This window comes from Clostridium sp. BSD2780061688st1 H5, assembly GCF_005845155.1.
GTDB classification, from domain to species: Bacteria; Bacillota; Clostridia; order Lachnospirales; family Lachnospiraceae; genus Claveliimonas; species Claveliimonas intestinigallinarum.
This window is the reverse complement of record NZ_SPGT01000025.1, coordinates 1-1,969: the sequence shown is the minus strand read 5'-3', so window position 1 is coordinate 1,969 and position 1,969 is coordinate 1. Positions and strand designations below refer to the sequence as shown.

Below are 1,969 nucleotides of genomic sequence, written 5' to 3'. Positions count from 1 at the left end.
GTTTGTCGGGGAGGCGTCCGGGAGCGACAAAAACTATTCTTTCTGTATCCCGGCAGAAGAAAAATGCTGCGAAGTCCATCTATTTGAGTCAGCAATTGACCTGTTATCTTATGCTACGGAGCAAAAACTGAACGGGGGAAATTGGAGAGAAACGCACCTGTTATCCCTTGCTGGCGTGTATCAGCCTGCCAAAGAAATCGAGCAAAGCAAGGTTCCAGCGGCGCTGACCCGCTTTCTGAAAGAACATCCGGAGGTGGATCGGGTGGTGTTTCATCTGGACAATGACCGGACGGGAAGGCTTGCGACACGGGCCATCCGAACGGTACTGCCAGAGAAGTATAAGACCAGAGATGAGCCGCCAAAGCAGGGAAAAGACTGTAATGACAGCCTGTGTATCCGGCTGGGAATCCGGCAGACAAAGCGGGAAAAACACCACAGAGAGAGAAGCTTTGAACGGTAGAAAGAGAGGATTTTATGAAAACAGTTCAGTATGATCTGAGGATCATTCACAGAAAAAAGGTTGCGATAGGAGCCATTAACCGGAAAGAAATTGACCGGATTCTGCGGGATATGATCACGTCCGGAGAGGCTTTGAACATGGAGGGAGGCGAAGTAGTCGGCATTGTAGTTGAAGAAAAAGAGGCGAGGGATTGTCCAGGAGACTGTGACCACTGCTCCTATCTTTGCCCGGAAAGCGGAGAATGCATTGTAAATGATCGGGATGATCGATGCCGTAACTGCGAGTATGGCTGCAAAAAATGTGGCACTTGCAGACTGATTGACTATGGTGTCTGCGGAGATGAGGAGTGTGAAAACTGCCACTGGCGTTGCCCGGAGTGCGGCGGATGTACCCATCCGGAGGGAGAAAAACAGCCATGACAGCTTTTCTTGTCGGCAGGTAATGAGCCGCCGGAGGCGGGAACGGAGCGCAGGCGGAGTAGGATACACAATACCAGCAAGCAACGCCTTTGGATTGCCAGACTGTCGTCCGGCAGTCCTGCGGCAGCTTGTCAGGGAAAAATCCCTGAAACCCTTTAGAAAATGCGGAGGTAAGAATGAAGATGATCCAGTTTATCGTTGGAACAATGGTGGGCGGTATGATCGGCGTGGCTATGATGTGCCTTATGCAGATCAACCGTCTGTACAGACATGACCGGGAGGTGGAAGAATGATACGGATGGAGCTTCTTTTAAAAGAGAAGGAAACAAAGAAAAAGCGTTTGAAGAAATATCAGCAGATATTAACAGGAAAGGGGGATGAACAGCATGAGCAGCACGGTGGCAGTGAAGGCGTTCGCAGAGGGCGTAACACAGCAGATTAAGGAACATCTTCCGGATGAATACCGGAATGTAAAATGTGAGGTTACGCAGCAGCAGAAAAATAATGGTTCGATCCAGACAGGAATTATTTTTAACATACCGGGAAGAGAGCTGGCTCCGATAATCTATATGGAGCCGTTTTATGATCAGGCCCGCAGTGGCGAACCATTGGACAAAATTATGGATGATATTGTCCAGGTATCTGAGAAAGCCCTGGGCGTACAGGAACTTCCGAAAGAAATCAATCCTGCCAATTATGATTCCATTAAGGACTATCTTTCCCTGCAGATCATCAACACAAAAGCGAATCAGAAGATGTTATCGCTGATTCCGCATAAACAAATGGAAGATCTGTCAGTGATCTGCAGGATCGAACTGCCGGCTCCGGACGGCGATGGCATAGGGAGTATCAAAGTGACGCATGAGATGATGCGGTTATGGGATATCCGTCCGCAGGATGTGTATGAAAAAGCGTTGGAAAATTCCATGCAGAAAAAACCGCCGTATCTGATGAGCATGGAACAGGCTATGATGGAAGTAATGGGAGCGCCCTTTCAGGCAGAAAACCTGATGGAAAGTCTAACTATTAAAAGTCAAGACCTAAAATGAATATTTTGTATGAATTGCAGAAATGCATTTCAAATAAATCA

5 protein-coding genes are annotated in these 1,969 nt (G+C 47.9%); all 5 read left to right on the top strand.

Features of this window, described 5'->3' with window-relative positions:
• Positions 1-460 (top strand): toprim domain-containing protein (locus FGQ86_RS13415; RefSeq protein WP_138304676.1); only part of this gene is annotated, 460 nt, incomplete at its 5' end.
• Positions 461-474: 14 nt separating this feature from the next.
• Positions 475-879, top strand: coding sequence for a hypothetical protein (locus FGQ86_RS13410; RefSeq protein WP_138304621.1), 405 nt, complete (start codon positions 475-477; stop codon positions 877-879).
• A gap of 176 nt (positions 880-1,055) precedes the next feature.
• Positions 1,056-1,172 carry a DUF3789 domain-containing protein gene (locus FGQ86_RS13405; protein ID WP_138304619.1) on the top strand — a complete coding sequence of 39 codons (117 nt, stop codon included), beginning with the start codon at positions 1,056-1,058 and terminating at the stop codon, positions 1,170-1,172.
• Positions 1,169-1,321, top strand: coding sequence for a hypothetical protein (locus FGQ86_RS16330; protein ID WP_195639069.1), 153 nt, complete (start codon positions 1,169-1,171; stop codon positions 1,319-1,321). The genes FGQ86_RS13405 and FGQ86_RS16330 overlap by 4 nt, the downstream gene beginning before the upstream one ends.
• Positions 1,266-1,928: a DUF5688 family protein gene (locus tag FGQ86_RS13400; RefSeq protein ID WP_138304617.1), complete on the top strand. Its 663-nt coding sequence runs from the start codon at positions 1,266-1,268 to the stop codon at positions 1,926-1,928. Before FGQ86_RS16330 ends, FGQ86_RS13400 begins: the two co-directional genes overlap by 56 nt.
• Positions 1,929-1,969: the final 41 nt, after the last annotated feature.